The sequence below is a fragment of the Shewanella sp. SM23 genome, assembly GCF_025654295.1.
In the GTDB taxonomy this organism is placed as follows: domain Bacteria; phylum Pseudomonadota; class Gammaproteobacteria; order Enterobacterales; family Shewanellaceae; genus Shewanella; species Shewanella oncorhynchi.
In genome coordinates this window covers 215058-234277 of the sequence record NZ_JAKKRM010000003.1, presented here as the reverse complement: position 1 = coordinate 234277, position 19220 = coordinate 215058, and the positions used below count along the sequence as shown (strand labels likewise).

Annotated in this window: 15 protein-coding genes; 3 read left to right on the top strand and 12 right to left on the bottom strand. The window is 47.9% G+C overall.

Annotated elements, in window-relative coordinates:
• Positions 1-156: 156 nt before the first annotated feature.
• Positions 157-753, top strand: a complete 597-nt coding sequence (locus L5L98_RS05785) for a thymidine kinase (RefSeq protein ID WP_028761119.1) — start codon at positions 157-159, stop codon at positions 751-753.
• 369 nt (positions 754-1122) lie between these two features.
• Entirely contained in the window at positions 1123-4200 is a 3078-nt protein-coding gene (locus L5L98_RS05780; RefSeq protein WP_219250893.1) for a transglycosylase domain-containing protein, read from the top strand.
• A 154-nt stretch (positions 4201-4354) separates the two neighbouring features.
• Here the strand turns inward: L5L98_RS05780 and L5L98_RS05775 are convergent, their stop codons facing one another.
• From L5L98_RS05775 to L5L98_RS05720, 12 genes are all read right to left on the bottom strand, one after another.
• On the bottom strand, positions 4355-5566 hold the full coding sequence (locus L5L98_RS05775; protein ID WP_263139235.1) for a PQQ-dependent sugar dehydrogenase: 1212 nt from the start codon (positions 5564-5566) through the stop codon (positions 4355-4357).
• A gap of 170 nt (positions 5567-5736) precedes the next feature.
• Complete coding sequence (locus tag L5L98_RS05770; RefSeq protein WP_263139233.1) at positions 5737-6495, bottom strand: sulfite exporter TauE/SafE family protein; 759 nt, start codon at positions 6493-6495, stop codon at positions 5737-5739.
• Positions 6496-6674: 179 nt separating this feature from the next.
• Positions 6675-6992 carry a cytoplasmic protein gene (locus tag L5L98_RS05765; protein ID WP_263139231.1) on the bottom strand — a complete coding sequence of 106 codons (318 nt, stop codon included), beginning with the start codon at positions 6990-6992 and terminating at the stop codon, positions 6675-6677.
• Positions 6993-7030: 38 nt separating this feature from the next.
• Complete coding sequence (locus tag L5L98_RS05760; protein ID WP_263139229.1) at positions 7031-7633, bottom strand: DJ-1/PfpI family protein; 603 nt, start codon at positions 7631-7633, stop codon at positions 7031-7033.
• Between the two features lie 364 nt (positions 7634-7997).
• The gene (locus L5L98_RS05755; RefSeq protein ID WP_173243940.1) at positions 7998-8654 is read right to left on the bottom strand and encodes a 3-oxoacid CoA-transferase subunit B; all 657 of its coding nucleotides are present in this window, start codon (positions 8652-8654) and stop codon (positions 7998-8000) included.
• Positions 8655-8781: 127 nt separating this feature from the next.
• Positions 8782-9486 carry a CoA transferase subunit A gene (locus tag L5L98_RS05750; RefSeq protein WP_028761111.1) on the bottom strand — a complete coding sequence of 235 codons (705 nt, stop codon included), beginning with the start codon at positions 9484-9486 and terminating at the stop codon, positions 8782-8784.
• Positions 9487-9573: 87 nt separating this feature from the next.
• Positions 9574-10497 (bottom strand): hydroxymethylglutaryl-CoA lyase, encoded by a 924-nt coding sequence (locus tag L5L98_RS05745; protein WP_263139225.1) that lies wholly within the window; start codon positions 10495-10497, stop codon positions 9574-9576.
• Position 10498: 1 nt separating this feature from the next.
• Positions 10499-12541: an acetyl/propionyl/methylcrotonyl-CoA carboxylase subunit alpha gene (locus L5L98_RS05740; RefSeq protein ID WP_263139223.1), complete on the bottom strand. Its 2043-nt coding sequence runs from the start codon at positions 12539-12541 to the stop codon at positions 10499-10501.
• On the bottom strand, positions 12541-13419 hold the full coding sequence (locus tag L5L98_RS05735) for an enoyl-CoA hydratase-related protein (RefSeq protein WP_263139220.1): 879 nt from the start codon (positions 13417-13419) through the stop codon (positions 12541-12543). Before L5L98_RS05735 ends, L5L98_RS05740 begins: the two co-directional genes overlap by 1 nt.
• Positions 13420-13469: 50 nt before the next feature.
• A complete protein-coding gene (locus L5L98_RS05730; RefSeq protein WP_011847235.1) occupies positions 13470-15077 on the bottom strand; it encodes a carboxyl transferase domain-containing protein in 1608 nt (535 codons plus the stop codon).
• Positions 15078-15193: 116 nt separating this feature from the next.
• Positions 15194-16363: an isovaleryl-CoA dehydrogenase gene (locus L5L98_RS05725; protein WP_198573822.1), complete on the bottom strand. Its 1170-nt coding sequence runs from the start codon at positions 16361-16363 to the stop codon at positions 15194-15196.
• Between the two features lie 140 nt (positions 16364-16503).
• Complete coding sequence (locus L5L98_RS05720; RefSeq protein ID WP_006082318.1) at positions 16504-16911, bottom strand: MerR family transcriptional regulator; 408 nt, start codon at positions 16909-16911, stop codon at positions 16504-16506.
• Between the two features lie 291 nt (positions 16912-17202).
• On the opposite strand from L5L98_RS05720, the gene L5L98_RS05715 reads away from it, so the two are divergent.
• The gene (locus tag L5L98_RS05715) at positions 17203-19161 is read left to right on the top strand and encodes a propionyl-CoA synthetase (RefSeq protein WP_263139208.1); all 1959 of its coding nucleotides are present in this window, start codon (positions 17203-17205) and stop codon (positions 19159-19161) included.
• Positions 19162-19220: the final 59 nt, after the last annotated feature.

The following is a 19220-nucleotide window of genomic DNA, read 5'->3' as shown; positions in this document are numbered from 1 at the left end:
GATTAAAATGATTGATAAGTTGGTGTCATTGCAGAATTTCATGATAAAAGCTTAGCGGCTGCTAGTGTTCTGATGTGAAGCGCAATGTTAGACTAGCGCTCAATTTGGCTCTGGTAGCAGACGCGTAAGCGCTAACGTTTTTAAAGGGTATAAGTCTTGGCTCAATTGTATTTTTATTATTCGGCAATGAACGCGGGTAAATCCACTTCCCTATTACAGTCATCCTATAACTACCGTGAACGCGGTATGAATACTTTGGTCATGACAGCCTCCATAGACGACAGATATGGCAAAGGTAAAGTGGCCTCACGTATTGGCATTGAAACCGAAGCACAGGTATTTAGTAGCCAAGATGATTTAACTCAAATGATTAGCGATGTGCATCAAGCTACGCCATTAAGTTGTGTGCTGGTGGATGAGTGTCAGTTTTTGAGTAAAGAACAGGTTAAGCAACTGACGCATGTGGTCGATAATATTGATATTCCTGTACTCTGCTATGGCCTAAGAACGGACTTTCAAGGCGAACTTTTTAGCGGCAGTCATTATTTATTAGCTTGGGCCGATAAATTAGTTGAGTTGAAGACTATTTGTCATTGTGGGCGTAAGGCTAACATGGTGGTGCGTCTTGATGGTGAAGGCAAGGTGATGCGCGAGGGTGAGCAAGTGGCGATTGGCGGTAACGAAAGTTACGAGTCTGTCTGTCGCAAACATTTTCGTGAATTTATCTGGGATGCGCATGAATATGTGGGATGAGGCTTCGTTAATCGCGTGTAATTATTGAGCGACTCATTCTTTTTATGCGACTTAAATTAGCTCGTTTTGTTTTTAAGTCATACTGTCTGTTGCCTTAATCGCTGAAAATACCTTGATATCAACAAATTAATATTTGGCAAAATGTACTATCAGCTTAACATTAGTATTGATTAGTGGCGGTTGTGGGTCACAGGCACCCTTCTTTACAGTGAAGTTAGGTTTGATAAAGTGTGGAACATAATGGGTACTAAGACTAATTAATAGAGCCGGATAATGGCTAGATGAGTTTGATATCTTGCTTTACTGAGTGGCAACGGATTTGCTGAGTTGCATGAAAGATGAATATTTTAGTGTTTTTTTGGAGCTGTTTTGCCTAATTCCACATCAGAGATGAAGTTCGAAAATTATCGTCCTCGTCCACCACAACCTGAGCCTAAAGCTAAGGTTAAGCCGCCGCGTAAAGCCAGATCAAAGGGCAGGGTCTGGTTCTTATTTTTCATTCTGATTTGCTGCGCTGCATTGCTGATTGGACTTGAGGTTAAAACTTCGTTTTATCAAGCAAAATTCATCAATCAATATGCTAAGACGCTCACCTATGAATTAGAAAGCTCACCGAGCCAAGCGGTTATTTATCCTAGTTATGGTCCTTTCGATGAGCGCCATGGCTACAGTAAGTTACCTCAGTATATTGATAGGTTATTGCAACGGAATTTTCAGGTAACGCAACAAGTGGCGTTTTCGCCAGCGTTGCAGGAATACGCTCAACTTGGATTTTTTCCGCCTTACCATGAAAAGGCCCAATCTGGGTTGACGCTGCTCGATTGCCGCAATACCGATTTATACGAATTTGCCTATCCTAAACGGGTTTATCAGGACGACGATAAGATCCCCAATGAAATCGTTAATACTTTGCTGTTTATTGAAAACCGCGAGTTATGGACGACGGAAGAGAAACTCAATCCTGTGATCGACTGGCCACGTTTTGTGGTGGCAGGCATGAGCCAAATTGCTGAAATGGTTGGTATGAATGTCTCTACCGCGGGTGGCAGTACACTCGCGACTCAGATTGAGAAATTCCGCCATTCTTCCCAAGGTTTAACCTTGAGTATTAAAGATAAGTTACTGCAAATTGGCTCGGCCAGTGTGCGCGTGTACCAACAAGGTGAAAACACTGAACCTGCTCGTAAGCGCATCGTTCAAGATTATCTGAATACCGTGCCACTATCTTCGGCGCCAAATCATGGTGAAGTTCATGGTATTGGTGATGGACTGTGGGCGTGGTTTGGTACCGATTTCGATACTGCAAACAAGCTGTTAGCATCGCCGCAGATCAAAGGTAATGCCACCAAGCGCGGACAAGTATTCCGACAAGTGGTTGCCTTGATGATCGCCCAACGTCGTCCGTCCTACTATCTATTGCAAGGTCATGAAGATCTTGAAAACTTAGTCGATAGCCATATCCGTTTACTCGGCCAGTATTATTTGATTGATCGTGGTCTACGTGATGCTGCACTCGCGCAGAAATTGCAGTTTAAGGTCGCCAAGCCGCAACGTAATACCCAATCTGGCGCAGATAAGGGCGTGAACACAGTTCGCATTCGCACCGCAGGCATGTTAAATGTGGGGCTGTATGATTTAGACAGGCTCGATTTGACGGTCAATAGTAGCTTACACAGTGACTTACAGCAGAAAGTCAGTCACTACTTACGCAGTCTGGCGCAAGTGCCTACCGCGGAGCAAGTGGGTCTGTTGGGCGAACGGTTACTCGACCCAAGCCAACTGCAAAACGTACTGTATAGCTTTACGCTTTATGAGCGCACTGAGACCGCCAATCGAGTTAGAGTGCAGACGGATAGTACCGATCAGCCTTTTGATATTAACGAAGGCAGTAAGTTGGAATTGGGCTCAACCGCTAAATTGAGGGTGATGGCGACCTACTTAGAAATCATTGCCGAGATCCACGACAAGTATTCCAAGAAACATGGGATTGAATTGGAATCCATCATTATCGAACCTAGGGATCATTTAACCCGTTGGGCGATTGATTACTTGATTTTGAATCCCGACAGACGTTTAGACCGCATGTTAGATGCGGCGTTACAGCGAGAATATTCGGCCTCAACCAGTGAACAATTTTTTACCGGTGGCGGGTTGCATGTGTTTAATAACTTTAAAAAAACAGAAGATTTAAAAACGCCAACACTTTACCAAGCCCTGCAGGATTCGGTTAACTTGCCGTTTGTGCGCCTCATGCGCGATATCGTGAATTACAGCAGTAGTATGCAAAACGAGGGCAATATGGCCCAGTTGCTGCGTAATGATAAAGATCCGCGCCGTGACGAATATCTGCGGGTATTTGCTGATAGAGAAGGTAATACCTTCGTTACTAAGTTTTATCGCAAGTACAAAAAAGTGGCTGCGAATGAGCGTTTTGACATGTTTTTTGACGGTTTGTCCCAGTCGGAGCAGCAGTTGACGGCGGCGTATCGCTATTTACTGCCCGATGAACCTATGGCGGCATTTAAGGCTTTCTTGAAGCAAAGATTGCCGCAGGTAAGCTATACCGATGGTCGTATTAAGAGCTTATATAACAAGTACGGTCCGGATAAATATAATTTGCCAGATCAAGGCTATATCGCACGGGTGCATCCCTTGGAATTGTGGGTGCTGGATTACCTTAATCATAATCCTGATGCCAACTTGAACGATGTTAAGCAGGCGAGTGAAGCACAACGTCAAGAGGTTTACCGTTGGTTGTTTAGGACAAGGCATAAAAACGCCCGTGATGTACGAGTGCAAGTGATGCTTGAAGTTGAAGCTTTCCTCGACATACATCAACGTTGGGCGCGTTTAGGTTATCCCTTTGATTCTATGGTGCCATCCTTAGGCTCAGCGCTGGGTAGCTCGGGTGACCGACCCGCAGCCTTAGCCGAGCTGATGGGCATTATTCAAAATGACGGCTATCGTTTGCCCACCGTGCGTATCAATCAGCTGCATTTCGCCGCAGATACGCCCTATGAAGTGAGATTACAGAATCAGAATACCCAAGGTGAGCGGGTAATGCGCCATGAAGTAGCACAAGCCTTAAAAGCAGCGCTGGCGAACGTAGTGCAAAACGGTACCGCACGTCGTTTAAAGGGCATTTTTACCGATGAAAAAGGTGGCATGTTAGCCATAGGCGGGAAAACCGGCACCGGTGATAACCGTATTGTGACTCAGATGCAGCAAGGTAAAAAAGTGGCGACTACGGCGATGAACCGTACCGCGACCTTCGTGTTTTATTTAGGTGACAAATACTTCGGTACTTTGACCGCCTTCGTGCCAGGCAGTAAATCCGATGATTTTAGTTTTACTTCGGCGCTGCCATTACAGGTGATGAAGGGCATGATGCCTATTTTAGCTCCCTATGTACAAACCGAGCAGGGCATGTGTGTGGTGAACGAATAAAGGCATGAATTAATAAGTGCCACGCCAACGACAAAGAGTGTTCCTGATGAACACTCTTTGTCGTTTTAAGGCTTAAATTCTCTATCGATTGAGCTTATTGCTGTGGTTAACATGGTTTAGTTAAAGCACTGCGATAAAAGTGCAGCGATTAAGATTACTGCGGCGATAACTGGTAAATTTTTGATTTCGCTTCATCGGTTACGAGATAAATCAGTCCATCTGGCCCTTGCACGACTGAGCGCAATCTTTGCCCTAATTCAGTTTTCAGCAGCCGCTCTTCTTTAATTATCTTGTCGCCATCAAGCACTAAACGCACCAGTGTTTTTCCCTTTAGGCTGGCGAGTAACAGATTATTTCGCCACTGTGGAAATTTATCACCTGTGTAAAACATAAAGCCCGCCGTGGCAATCGAGGGAACCCATTTGTAGACGGGTTGCTCCATTCCCACCTTATGGGTGCCTTCGCCGATGTTGCCGCCACCGTAATTTTCACCATAGGTGATCACCGGCCAGCCATAGTTTTTAGCCGCCTCATCAATATTGAGTTCATCGCCGCCCTGCGGTCCATGCTCGCCAGTCCATAATACTTTGCTGGTGGGATTAATGGCCGCGCCTTGCATATTGCGATGACCGATAGACCAGATCTCGGGTAAGGCGCCAGCCGTATTGACGAAGGGGTTATCCTTAGGCACTGAGCCATCGGCATGAATCCGCACCACTTTGCCTAAATGATTGTCCAATGTTTGGGCGCTATCTTTTTCACTATAGCGATCGCCGAGTGTGATAAACAGTGTGCCGTCAGGCGCCCACACTAAGCGAGAACCAAAATGGTGGCCGCTGTTGATTTTGGGGTGCTGACTAAAAACGCGGGTGAGATTTTCAAGCTTGTTACCATTGAGCGTGGCAAAACTGACCGCTGTGCTATTGAGCTCGCTTGCATCAGCTTCAGCGGGTTCTGAATAACTGAAATAGATTTTTTTGCTGCTGGCAAAATCTGGCGCAAGCACGACATCAAGTAAACCACCTTGACCTTTGTCATACATAGGCGGTAAACCCGTTAAGGGTTCACCCACTTTGCCTGCGGTGCTGACAATGCGCATTCTGCCAGCACGTTCAGTCACGAGCATACTGCCATCGGGTAAAAATGCCATACCCCAGACATTCTCTAACCCTTGGGCTATGGTTTTTACCTGAATATTACCCGTTTCCGTTTTGACGCTAATGGTCTCTGCGCTAGCGGTTTCGGCGTAAATAGCCGGTGAGCTTGCAATAAGACACAGGGCAAGACTTAAGGTGCTGAGCTTCAAGGCCTTTGGTATTAATTTACTCAGTCTCAAGGTCCTCAGCTTCAAGGTCATCAGTTTCATCGCTATCCTTAATCACAGTGTTCTCCTATAGGATGGATCAGAGTAACAAGTCAGTCACATAAGGGCAATTTATCGGCGAGACCTTGTATCGAAAATTCGTCTGTCCAGCTTTTATGAGTTTAAGCTTCACAAATCAAAAGCCTAACGTATGAAAACTAACGCATTAAAAACTAGCGCATGAAAAAGCCTAAGGCCATTGCTAAACCGACGATCACAATAAAGCCGCGTAGCAAGGGCTGTGAAATACGGTAGGCCAGCGCCGCCCCCACATAACCACCGACAATCGCCATAACGGCAAGCAGCAACAGATATTGCCCATCGATAACATTGCCCGCGGCATAAACCACAACGGCGATGGCGGTGAGCAGGGCTGAAATCAGATTTTTAAGTCCGTTCATCCCATGTAGATTGGTTTGCCCCATCAGGCCAAAACTTGCGAGTAGTATGATGCCTAAGCCACCATTAAAATAACCGCCATAGATACACACAGCCGACAACATTATCAGTGCCGTTATCGGACTTAACATTGGCGTAGAGGTGTTTTCGCCTTGCTTAGCGATTCTTCGTTTGAGTAACCAAGGGCCAACAATAAAGGCCGCGGTGGCCAGTAGAATCAGCCAAGGGATCAGCTTTGCGAAGACTTGCTCGCTGGTGGTCAGCAAAATACCCGCGCCAATACTCCCGCCAATTAAAGCAATTAAGATCAGATTCTTAAGGCTAAGACTCGCCGGATATTCGATATCCTTTCTAAAACGCCATGCGCTGGCGATATAACCAGGCAGCAGCGCGGCTGTCCCCGTGGCATTCGCCGCAATCGGTGGAACCCCGACAAACACTAACGCTAAAAGGGTAATAAAACTGCCACCACCTGCAACCGCATTGAGCATGCCGCCTAAAAAGCCAGCGAGTGCAATAATAAGCCAGTCCATAGATACCGCTCCTTTGGGCAATAAGAGAGTTAAACAGAGCGCTAAAAATGTGTCTGTTATTATGCACTCACCCTAACAGGATGATTTCGATATTGAAAGTCGCGTAATGATTCGTTACATATCGCCATTTGTGAAGGTGAAGATATAGGATGAGTGAGCAGGCTTTTATTTGCTTAGTGCTAAGGGGCTTGCTCCCAAATGCCAGACATAAAAATAACCGCTGCTATGGCTGCACTTTGCTCGGTAAAAACATCTTCTCCCCAGCAGTTTTGTCCATGTTCTTGGTAATAAACATGAAAGGTACTGAGCATAGGTGTTCGAATGCAATACCAACCATCGAAGGTATTCTTAGCAAAATTGACCCAATACTGCGCATCAGCAGCTTGGATTTGCTGAATGAGTAATTCATTTTGCGATAGCAAGGCCACAAGCTCATTCTGGGTGGTTATTTGATGCTCGGCTTTTATAGCCTCGAGAAGATTTTTAAGTTTTATCATGGGATCTTTTTCATTCATCGAGAGTATCTACATCACTTTTAACGAATGGCCGCGGAGATGGAGGATTGGATTAATGCTTCAAAAATATCTGTTTGCCCGGCAGGAATAAGCTGCCTGTGAATTTCGCGGCGTTTCGCACTGTCGAATAAACGCTCCGCAACCCAACCCGTTAAATAGATTGAGGAAAGGCAGCCGCCCGCAGTGGCAATATTGCCATTAATCACGAGGGCGCAGTCTTCTACATCGACGCCCATGGCAACTAGGGCAGGTTTTGCATCGGGGTGAGTCGTTGCCGAGAGATTGTCGAGTAGCCCTAATTTGGCAAAGAAGAATGACCCCGCGCAGATACTGCCAAGCAATTGTCGTGTGGGATCTAATTTAAGGGCGGACATAAACTCAGTATCAGCAAGTGCCGCAGGTACGCCTTTGTAACTACTGCTGAATAATACCACGTCGGCATCAGCGACTTCGGCCACATGACCATCGGTTGCAACCGTCATCCCCAAGCTTGATATGTGGCTAGGTTTGGTCCCGAGTACTTTTACTGTCCAATCGGTTTTTGTACGGCCGAGAATATCGCGCATTAAGAAGAAATCGATATCGGTAAATTCATCAAATATAACAATCGCAATCTGGTACATAAGCTTTCCTCTGGCTTTGTGCGGATAGTTTTTAGGTGTTATTTTGGCATTGTTTAATATATACAATTAGTTAGTGTTTTATAGGACTTAAGGTATTCGTTCCGCATCCTTATCACGAACTGCAATGAGCTATAGCCTACAATTTGGCGCGTATTATCGCTTTTTCAAGAGGTCATTTGCTCAACTCTAATGAGTTAATCAGGTAATTCATATCTAATGAATGAGTTGTGCAATTGACTAGGATTAGCTCTCAAGTCGCAGCGTTAACTAATTGCTAGATAAACAAAAAGCTCAGAATTATCTTCTGAGCTTTAATATATAAAACTTGAGCAGTGATGTTAAGAAGCAAAGCTAAACTGAACGCTTAAAACACCATTTCTGGTACATGCTCTGGCACGATTAACTTGCCAGCAGTTTTGCTGACGATTTCTTCGACGCTGACACCTGGTGCGCGCTCGAGTAAATGGAATGCGCCATCTTTGATTTCGATAAAGGCTAAATCTGTGACAACGCGTTTAATGCAGCCATAACCTGTCAGTGGCAATTCGCATACGGGCAGTAGCTTAGAATTACCGTATTTATCGGCGTGCATCATAGTCACGATAATGTTTTCGGCGCCGGCGACTAAATCCATCGCGCCGCCCATGCCTTTGATGAGTTTGCCTGGGATCATCCACGAGGCGATAGAACCATTGACATCGACTTCAAAGGCGCCGAGTACGGTTAAATCCACATGGCCGCCACGGATCATGGCAAAGCTTTCCGCCGATGAGAAAAACGAGGCGCCTTTCACTGCGGTAACGGTTTGTTTACCTGCGTTGATTAAATCTGGGTCGATGGCGTCTTCGGTCGGGAATTCGCCCATGCCGAGTAGGCCGTTTTCCGATTGCAACATGACTTCCATGCCTTCGGGAATGTAGTTGGCCACCAGTGTTGGAATGCCAATGCCGAGGTTAACGTAGTAGCCGTCTTTTAATTCTTTGGCGACGCGCTGAGCCAGTTGTTCTCTTGATAATGCCATGATATCTATCCTTTCTATTTGGCTTTGACGCTTTGGTCTTTACTCTTAGGTTTTTACCCTTAGTTTTTACTTTAGGGAGTTAAGTGCCAATTGCGTTAACTGTGTTTCAAGGTTTTGCCAGCGCCTTTTATTTTGCGGCTTTTACCGTGCGCTGCTCGATACGTTTCTCGAACTTGCCTTGAATAACGCGGTCAACATAGATGCCCGGCGTGTGGATATGATCTGGGTCTAGCTCGCCCGGCTCAACAATAAACTCGGCTTCAACCACAGTGATTTTGCCTGCGGTCGCCATCATAGGATTAAAGTTGGCGGCGGTTTTACGGAATACCAAATTACCCATGGTATCGGCTTTCCATGCACGCACTAAGGCAAAATCTGCGGTCAACGATTCTTCTAACACGTAATGGCGACCTTTGATTTCGCGGGTTTCTTTACCATCAGCGACTGGCGTGCCGTAGCCTGTAGCGGTGAAAAATGCCGGAATACCTGCGCCGCCTGCGCGGATTTTTTCCGCTAATGTGCCTTGGGGCGTTAAAATCACGTTTAGTTCGCCAGAGAGCATTTGCTGCTCGAAAGTGGCGTTTTCGCCCACGTAAGAGGCGATCATAGTGGCGATTTGGCGATGTTTTAACAGTAAGCCAAGGCCGAAATCATCAACGCCCGCGTTGTTCGAAATCGCCGTTAAGCCGTTAACGCCCATCTTAACCATTTGATTGATCAAGCCTTCTGGAATGCCGCATAGGCCAAAGCCGCCGACCATAATGGTCATGTCGTCCGATAAGCCTGCTAACGCTTCTTCATAGCTGCTGACGACTTTATTGAGTCCTGCCATTGTGATGTCCTTTTATGCTTTAGAAAACGCGCGGGAAATAACGCGCGTTTTTAATAACGGTTGTTGGTGTCGTTAATGGTTTTTGTTTTATTTTACTAACAGGGCTGTGGCCACTTTCGAACCGTTTTTACGATTCAACTGCGTGCTGATCGCTTGCCCTGCTAACGCGAGTTTTGGTAAATCGATACCCGTTTCGAATCCCATGCCGTGCAGCATATACACTAAGTCTTCGGTGGCAAGATTGCCCGATGCGCCTTTGGCATAGGGGCAACCACCAAGACCCGCAACCGAGGAGTCAAACACCCGCACACCTAAGTCTAAACAGGCCAAAATGTTGGCTAATGCTTGGCCATAGGTGTCGTGAAAGTGTAGCGCCAGTTTTTCGACTGGGACGCGCTCAGCCACTGTTTGCAGCATTCTACGGGCTTTTTGCGGCGTGCCTACACCAATAGTGTCGCCGAGCGATATTTCGTAGCAGCCCATTTTGTAAAGGATTTCAGACACACGGGCCACTTCACTGACCGCTATCTCACCTTCATAGGGGCAGCCGAGCACACAGGACACATAGCCGCGCACCGGAATATTGTGTTTTTTTGCTAATTCCATCAAAGGGATAAAGCGTTCAATCGACTCTTCTATCGAGCAGTTGATATTGCGCTGACTAAAGCTTTGTGAGGCGGCGCCAAATATTGCCACCTCACTCGCTTTTGCATCCAGTGCCAGTTCAAAGCCTTTGACGTTAGGTGTGAGCGCGCTATACACCACGCCGCTTTGACGCTGTATTTGCTTGAGCACATCGGCAGAATCGGCCATTTGTGGCACCCATTTAGGTGACACAAAGCTGCCTGCTTCGATGCGCTTAAGCCCCGCACCTGCCAGCGATTCAATCAAGGCGATTTTAGCTGCCGTCGGCACGGTTACTTCGTTTTGAAGTCCATCTCGTGCGCCCATCTCGAAAATGCTAACCGTGTCTTTGGCGTTCGCTGCTTGGCTTAGATTGGCTAACGACATCTTAGGCTTCCTTGATCGCGGTTGGCTCGTCTGTCTCTAACGGCTCAACGTTAAGCAAGGTTGCGCCATCGGTCACCAGCTCGCCCGCCTTAAAGTAGAACTCAGTGACTATGCCATCAAAGGGGGCTTCGATGGTGTATTCCATCTTCATGGCTTCCATCACCAGCAAACCTTGGCCCGCTTTCACTTGTGTGCCGACATCGACTAAATGGGTCACTACCGTACCGTTCATGGGCGCTTTTAACTTGTCAGCATTGCTGGCTTGTTCTTCGACTACGAGTGTTTGCACTGCTTTAAAGTGGTAACTGCCAGAGGATAAAAACAGCGTAAAGTCATCACCTTGGGCGCTAACGGGCACTTTACTCTTATGGCCGTTGATTTCGGCGAGCAGTAAATCTTGTTTCAGCTCGCCATTTAGTAACCAATCTTGACCATGCAGCGGTAGCTGATACATGCCGCCTAAATCGAGCATCACTAACTGCTGCAATTCATGGGCATCATCGAGCAGGGCAATATTGTGCTGACTGCAACTGTTGAGTCTAAAGCCGCTCACTTGACCCCAAGGCGAGTAAGGATCGGCGCTGTTGATCGCTTGCGCTTTGGCGGCTTCTTTACGGGCAAGTACTTGATATAGCGCGGCAAAGGCAAGGGCAGTGTCAGCTTCGCTTGAAGCTGTGCCAATCAGGGTATCGCCATAACGGCCAATAAAGTCAGTGCTAAAGTCGGCATTGGCAAACGCTGGGTGCTCGGCAATGTTCGCCAAAAATTCAATGTTGTGCTTAAGGCCGCTGATTTGATACGACTCTAACGCATGCACTAAACGCTGCAGGGCGCGCGGGCGCGATTCATCCCAAACAATAAGCTTGGCAATCATAGGATCGTAGAAGTTACTGATCACATCATTTTCGCGAATGCCCGAATCGATACGCACGTATTTACTTTGCTCGGGTTCACGTAAAAAGTTGAGCTTACCGCTGGCGGGTAAAAACTCATTTTGTGGATCTTCGGCGTAAATACGTACTTCAAAAGAATGGCCGTGGATCCGCACTTCATCTTGCTTAAGGGGCAGTGGCTGACCGCTGGCGACCATCAATTGCCATTTCACTAAGTCTTGGCCTGTGACCATTTCAGTCACGGGATGCTCAACCTGCAGACGGGTGTTCATCTCCATGAAATAGAAGCGATTGTCTGTATCTAACAGAAACTCCACAGTGCCTGCGCCAACATAATCGATGGCTTTGGCTGCCGCGACGGCTGCTTCACCCATTTGGGCACGCAGTGCATCGCTTAAACCGGGCGCAGGTGCTTCTTCGACCACTTTTTGGTGGCGACGCTGAATCGAACAATCGCGATCCGATAAGTAAATCGCGTTGCCAAAGGTGTCGGCAAACACTTGCACTTCGACGTGGCGCGGCTGGCGCAAATAACGCTCCATCAATAACTTATCGTTACCAAAAGAAGAGGCCGCTTCACGGCGCGCCGAGTTTACGGCTTCCATGATTTCGCCTTCATTCTCGACGATACGCATGCCTTTACCGCCGCCGCCATAAGCGGCTTTAATCAGCATAGGGAAGCCGATTTTCAGTGCCTCCGCTTTTAAGGTCGCATCGGTTTGGTCATCGCCGTGATAACCCGGGACTAAGGGCACGTTTGCCGCCGTCATAATAGATTTAGCGGCGCTTTTGCTGCCCATTGCATCGATAGCGTCGCTACCTGGGCCCACAAAGGCGATGCCTGCGGCTTCACATTTACGGGCAAAGTCGGCATTTTCAGATAAGAAACCATAACCTGGGTGAATCGCTTGTGCGCCCGCTTTTTTGGCGATGTCGATAATCAAATCGCCCTTTAAATAGGAGTCTGCCGGCGCACTGCCGCCTAAATAGAAGGATTCGTCGGCCATGGCGACATGGCGCGCTTCTTTATCGGCATCGGAATATAGGGCAACGGTGCGAACGCCCATGGCATGGGCCGTTTTGATGATGCGACAGGCGATTTCACCGCGGTTAGCAATCAATAGTTTGGTAAACATGTGCTTGGTCAACATCAAAGGGCTCCTTGGGTATCACTTGGCTTTTGCATGGGCTTGGAGGGCGTTGAGTGTGCTTGTTGCCAGTTAGGCTGACGTTTCTCAAAAAAGGCGTTTAAGCCCTCTTGGCCCTCGGTTGATACCCGAATGCGGGCGATACGCTCGCTAGTGTAATCAATGGTGTTTTGGTCTATCACGCCATCTTCAAGATGCGACAGCAGTGTTTTTACCCATGCCATGCCTTGCGGGCTATTGGCTCGCAGCGCGTCAATCATAGGCTTTGCGGCGGCGTCTAAGTCATCGCTGATCTCATGAATGACGTTAAGTTTTAATGCGGTTTCTGCACTAAAACGCTCGGCGGTCAGCATGTAGCGGCGCGATGCACGATTACCCATGGCGCGGGCAACATAAGGGCTAATTACTGCTGGAATTAATCCGAGTTTTACTTCGCTCAAGCAAAAGCTGGCGCGCGTCGTGGCGATAGCGATATCGCAGGCGCAAATCAGCCCCAGTGCGCCGCCAAAGGCTGCACCTTGCACTAGTGCAATGGTGGGCTTAGGAAAGGTATCAAGATCCTGCATCAGTTTTGCTAAGGCTTTGGCATCATTTAGATTTTGCTCAAAGTCCATTTTGGCTTGTTTGCGCATCCAATTGAGATCGGCGCCGGCGCTGAAGTTTTTGCCGTTCGCTTTGAGTACCAGCACTTGGCATTGCTTGTGCTCAGCAAAATAGCTAAGGACGCTAATCATCTCGCTAATCATCACTTCATCGAAGGCGTTGTGTACTTCTGCTCGGTCAAGAATAAGCTCGGCAACGCCGTTATTGAGCGCGTAAGTGACGTGCTGCAAGTTGCTTAAATCCTTTGTGCCGCTAGTGCTGTTTAATGTATCTGTCATTATTCTTTTCCCTATCTTCTTGTGTGACATATGTTTTTCACATATGCCTTCTACATACGGAACACACCAAAGCGGGTGTCTTCGATAGGGGCGTTTAACGCCGCCGATAGGGCAAGGCCGACCACATCGCGGGTTTGCGCTGGATCAATAATGCCGTCATCCCATAAACGGGCGCTGGCATGATACGGATGACCTTCTTTGTCGTACTGGGCGACAATCGGCGCTTTAAAGGCTTTTTCATCCTCAAGTGACCATTCTTCACCTTTACGGGCTAAACCGTCGCGGCGCACTGTGGCGAGTACGCCAGCCGCTTGCTCTCCGCCCATCACAGAAATACGGGCATTAGGCCACATCCACATCATGGTCGGTTCGAACGCGCGGCCACACATGCCGTAGTTACCCGCGCCGTAGCTGCCGCCGATAATCACAGTAAATTTAGGTACATTGGCGCAAGAAACCGCGGTCACCATTTTAGCGCCGTGTTTGGCTATGCCTTCGTGTTCGTACTTTTTACCCACCATAAAGCCGGTGATGTTTTGTAGAAACAGCAGCGGAATTTTGCGCTGGCAGCACAGTTCAATAAAGTGCGCGCCTTTTTGCGCCGACTCAGAGAACAGAATGCCGTTGTTGGCGACAATGCCGACTGGGTAGCCGTGAATTCGAGCAAAACCGCACACTAACGTTGCACCATAGTTGGCTTTAAACTCATCAAAATCAGAATCATCGACGATACGGGCGATCACTTCTTTGACATCAAAGGGCTTTTTCAAGTCGGTGCCGACAATGCCGTACAGTTCGCTAATGTCGAACTTCGGTGGTTTGACAGGACTTAAGAGTGATTTGATTTCTTTTTGATGATTCAGGCGTGATACCGCGCGGCGGGCAAGCTCTAACGCGTGCTCATCGTTTTGGGCTAAATGATCGGCTACGCCGGAAATTTTTGTGTGCACTTCGGCGCCGCCTAACTCTTCGGCGCTGACTTCTTCACCTGTGGCCGCTTTGACTAATGGTGGGCCGGCTAAGAAGATAGTGCCTTGATCTTTTACGATAATCGATTCATCCGCCATGGCTGGCACATAGGCGCCGCCTGCGGTACACAGGCCCATCACTACTGCAATTTGGGGGATGCCCTTAGCGGACATTTGCGCTTGATTGTAAAAGATGCGGCCGAAATGGTCGCGGTCGGGGAAGACTTCATCTTGGCGAGGCAGGTTAGCGCCGCCCGAGTCGACTAAATAGATACAAGGCAAGTGACAACGGCTGGCAATATCTTGGGCGCGTAGATGTTTTTTAACGGTAATCGGGTAGTAAGTGCCGCCTTTAACTGTAGCGTCGTTGGCGATGATCATGCACTCAACACCGCTCACACGGCCGATACCAGCGATAATGCCTGCTGCGGGCACTTCTTCGTCATAAACTTCAAACGCCGCAAATTGCGACAGTTCTAAAAAGGGCGAGCCTGCATCAAGCAGCTTTTCAACCCGCTGACGTGGCAGTAATTTACCGCGGGATAAATGGCGCTCTAGCGCCACAGGGCCGCCGCCGAGTTCGATTTTATTGAGTTTAGTTTTAAGATCGGCCACTAGGGCGGCCATATCGTCTGATTTTGCTTTAAATTCATCGCTACGGGCGTTGATACGACTGCTTATTTGCGTCACTTTGATTGTCCTTATAAAGCGGAAACTCGGTATCACCTTGCTCGAATGGGTGGCGCAAACTGTAAGTTACAGTGAGGTGCTACCCATTCACTTGTGAGAGATTATTTAAACTCGCGTTATTTCGACTCATTGAACAGTTCGCGGCCAATCAGCATGCGGCGAATTTCTGATGTGCCGGCGCCGATTTCATACAGCTTGGCATCACGCAGTAAGCGGCCAGTGGCGTATTCGTTGACATAGCCATTGCCGCCTAGCAGTTGAATTGCATCCAGTGCCATTTTGGTGGCGAGTTCTGCGCTATAAAGAATGGCGCCTGCGGCATCTTTACGGGTGGTTTCACCGCGATCGCAGGATTTTGCCACGTTATAGACATAGGATTTGGCGGCATTCATACCTGTGTACATGTCGGCTAACTTGCCTTGCACTAGTTGGAATTCACCGATGGATTTGCCAAATTGCTCACGCTCGTGGATGTAAGGCACAACGATGTCCATACAGGCATTCATGATCCCCAGCGGACCGCCAGACAGTACGACACGCTCGTAATCTAGGCCGCTCATCAGCACTTTTACGCCGTTATTGAGGCCGCCTAAAATGTTTTCTTCTGGTACTTCTACATCTTCAAACACCAGTTCGCAGGTGTTAGAGCCGCGCATGCCGAGTTTGTCGAGCTTTTGCGCTTGGCTAAAACCTTTCGAATCACGTTCAACGATAAAGGCGGTAATACCGTGTGCGCCTTTGGTTAAGTCGGTTTTCGCGTAAATGACATAGGTGTGTGCATCTGGACCGTTAGTGATCCACATTTTGTTGCCGTTTAAGATGAATCGGTCGCCTTCTTTACGGGCATGCAGCTTCATCGAAACCACGTCAGAACCCGCGTTTGGCTCACTCATGGCCAGAGCGCCAATATGCTCACCGCTCACCAATTTTGGCAGGTACTTGGCTTTTTGCGCTGCATTACCGTTACGGTTGATTTGATTGACACACAGGTTTGAGTGGGCGCCGTAACTTAGGCCGATAGAAGCTGATGTGCGGGAGATTTCTTCCATCGCCACGACGTGGGCTAGGTAGCCCATGTTCGCGCCACCGAACTCTTCGGGTACAGTTACTCCGAGCAGTCCCATTCCTCCAAGCACAGGCCAAAGTTCATTGGGAAAGGCATTGTCGTGATCCACTTTCGCGGCAATTGGGGCGATTTCATTCGCGGCAAAATCCTGCACTGCATCGCGCAGCATATCGACGTCTTCGCCTAGGCCAAAATTCAGACTTGTGTAGAGAGAGTTCATTGCTTGTGTCCTTTCAGATGTTCTAATTTCAGATTGTTATAGTTTTTATGATTTTTAGGTGCTTGAGTCTTTTAAATCTTGTACTTAAATCCGTAGTCGTTATCGCCATCAAATTGATTTGATTTTGTGTTAACGGGGATTTAGGCTTTTGCCGTTTTGTTATCTTCTAAGGCTAAACGGCACTGCTGCTCGGCGGAATTGAGTTCCATTAATACGACTTTGATGTCGTCCATTTGCTGTTGTAGTGCGGACTTCTTTTCTTCCACTAGCGCCAGCATGGTATTGAGCTGTGAGGTGCTGCTCTTGTCGGCATCGTATAATTCGAACAAACGACGGGTTTCTGCCAAAGAAAAGCCCAAGCGTTTACCGCGAAGAATGAGCTTGAGACGCACCCTGTCTTTGAGGCTATAAATACGGGTTTGGCCGCGGCGTTTAGGTTTAAGCAAACCTTGGTCTTCGTAAAAACGAATACTACGAGTAGTGATATCAAACTCTTTTGAGAGATCACTGATCGAGTAAGTCGTTTGTGGTGTGTTCGTTGCGCTCATTCATGCACCCTAAATAATCAGTTTTAAGCAAGATATATGAAGTTTACGTAAAGGTAAAGATTTTGGCTTTTATTCTGTTGGCAAAAAAGTGTCAATCCCAATTGCCATCAGCCTGTGCAGCGAGATTAAAACGTGTGCTTTAAATTAGTGTTCTCACATAAAACCACAAATATCTTCTGGTTATAGGCTAACGTCTAATAGTGGGCTTTAGACCTCCTTGCTAATAATAGAAGCAGGAAGGGGTAGTTATTGCGGCTGACGATGTGAGTCGCAGTCCTGATTGGAGGACATATGTTGACCGAACAGCAAAATGCATCTGTAGCGCAAGCCACAAATCAAAAACAGAACCAACAAAAACATCAAGCGTTGCACCAAGCATCCTTGCTTAATAAAGCCGAATTCTGGGGAGAAGCGGCGAAGACGCTCGATTGGATTAAGCCGGCGCAAACTGTGCTCGATGAATCGCAGGCACCGTTTTATCACTGGTTCGCCGATGGTGAGATGAACACTTGTTATAACGCCGTTGACCGCCATGTGTTGGCTGGACGCGGTGACCAAGTGGCTATCCAGTATGTGAGTCCTGTTACTGATACTGAATACGGCATTAGCTACGGGGAGTTACAGGCTCAAGTGAGCCGACTCGCGGGCTTTATGCAATCTATTGGTATAGGGAAGGGCGACCGTGTGGTGATTTATATGCCTATGGTGCCGGAAACCACCTTCGCTATGCTGGCCTGTGCCCGCATAGGTGCGATTCATTCGGTGGTTTTTGGTGGCTTTGCCGCCAATGAACTCGCGACTCGGATCAATGATGCTAAGCCTAAATTGGTCTTGTCGGCATCCTGTGGCATTGAGCCTTCGGGCGTGATCCCTTACAAGCCTCTGTTAGATAAAGCGTTAGCTCAGTCAGTGCATCAGGTTGATCACTGCCTAATTTTGAATCGTAGCCAGTATCAGGCTGATTTGCTTGAGGGCCGTGACTTAGATTGGCAAGCCGCATTAGCAACTGCACCTAAGGCCGACTGTGTCGCGCTTAAGGCTACCGATCCCTTGTATGTGCTTTATACCTCAGGCACCACGGGTCAGCCTAAAGGTGTGGTACGCGATAATGGTGGCCATGCCGTGGCTCTGGCTTGGTCGATGCAGCATATTTACGATATTCAAGCGGGTGATGTGTTTTGGGCTGCGTCTGATGTGGGTTGGGTTGTGGGTCATTCTTACATTGTGTACGGACCGCTGCTGGTGGGCGCTACAACCTTAATGTATGAAGGCAAACCTGTCGGTACGCCAGATCCCGGCGCATTTTGGCGCACGATTGCCAAATATAAGGTCAAAAGCTTCTTCACCGCGCCGACGGCTATTCGCGCAATCAAGCGTGAAGACCCTGATGGTGAGTATCTACAAGGTGTTGATTTAGCTTGTCTTAAATATGTTTTTTTGGCGGGGGAGCGTTGCGATCCCGATACCTTAGTCTGGGCACACACTAAACTCGCTAAACCTGTTATTGATCACTGGTGGCAAACCGAAACGGGCTGGCCTGTCGCAGCAAATTTGATGGGTACAGCACCAGTTACCATTAAACCGGGTTCGCCAGCTTTACCTGTGCCAGGTTATGCGGTTGAAGTGCTGGACGAATTAGGTGAGCAAGTTGCGGCCAATACTTCGGGTAATGTGGTGATTAAATTGCCTCTACCGCCGGGGACATTGACGACACTGTGGCAAAATGATCAACGCTATCAAGATAGTTACTTGTCTATGTATCCGGGTTACTACTTAACTGGCGATGCGGGTTATACCGATGAAGACGGCTATCTCTACATTATGAGTCGTATCGATGACATCATAAATGTAGCGGGGCACAGGCTATCGACGGGGCGCTTCGAAGAAGTGTTATGTCAACACCCTGATGTGGCCGAAGCCGCGGTAATTGGGGTAGATGATGCGCTTAAGGGCCAAGTTCCCCTCGGATTAGTGGTACTCAAGAAAGGCGTGACGATTAGTGATGAAGAGCTGCATAAACAGTTAATAACCCTAGTACGCCAAGAAATTGGTCCCGTCGCCTCCTTTAGGTTAGTCAGTGCGATTCAAAAATTACCTAAAACGCGCTCTGGTAAAATTTTACGCGGTACTATGCGAAAAATTGCCGATAATCAGCAATATACCGCGCCAGCGACTATAGAAGATCCACAGACCTTAGAGTTAGTGCGTACCGCGCTCACTCGCATGGGTTATGCCGATGCTTTAGTGTAAGAAATAGAGCGTAAAGGCTTTTATAGGAAGAGTGTAAAGGTCTTATAGAGAGTTGAAAT